The sequence below is a fragment of the Symbiopectobacterium sp. genome, assembly GCF_051710365.1.
Taxonomy (GTDB): Bacteria; Pseudomonadota; Gammaproteobacteria; order Enterobacterales; family Enterobacteriaceae; genus Symbiopectobacterium.
Window position 1 is genome coordinate 1 of record NZ_JBPETA010000407.1, and the last position, 616, is coordinate 616.

Genomic DNA, 616 nt, shown 5'->3' on the forward strand with positions numbered 1-616 from the left:
AGATAGCCGATGTCCGTAAGGACCTGTCCGCAGAGATAGCCGATGTCCGTAAGGATCTGTCCGCAGAGATTGGCAACGTGCGCAAGGATATGGAAATCGTCCGCAAGGATTTACAGCTTGAAATGGCGGGTATTCGCTCCGAGCAGAAGTTAATGCGCTGGATGCTGAGTGCTGGAATTTTGGGTATTCTCTCTCTGGTTGTGAAAGCTTTTCTCGTCACGGCCCTTTGAGCAATTCTGCCACCTTGGGTCGGTAGCTTAGTGTGGAAGAGCGTACGTGTTCCCCAACCGTAAGATGTGGGTTCGATCCCTGCTCGACCCTCCAACTTTGAGTAACCCCCCTCCCGCGTCAGGCTGAACCTGATTGTACGGCCGCCCAACGACGTGCATGCACTCATGCTGCTACCCTGGATAATTTCCTGATAGCCTCAAGTTCTCTTTCAAGTTCAGCCAGGAACTGCGTTAACGCTTCCTGTATTTCAGCAACCAATTTATCGTCCTGATGAATTCTCAACTGGTAATAGGCAAGGTCTGGCGGTAGCCTGTCGTCATAGCTGACAAAATCACACCATTTCCTGCCCGTACACATCATTTGGGCGTGCATCTGTAGGAGGTAT

General features: G+C 51.1%; 1 tRNA gene and 2 pseudogenes. 2 read left to right on the top strand and 1 reads right to left on the bottom strand.

The window, feature by feature from the left end:
- Positions 1-230, top strand: a pseudogene (locus ACTBDZ_RS18345) (hypothetical protein); the annotation flags it as partial.
- A gap of 16 nt (positions 231-246) precedes the next feature.
- A tRNA-Gly gene (locus ACTBDZ_RS18350) sits at positions 247-324 on the top strand.
- A 69-nt stretch (positions 325-393) separates the two neighbouring features.
- Here the strand turns inward: ACTBDZ_RS18350 and ACTBDZ_RS18355 are convergent.
- A pseudogene (locus ACTBDZ_RS18355) lies at positions 394-616 on the bottom strand (exonuclease); the annotation flags it as partial.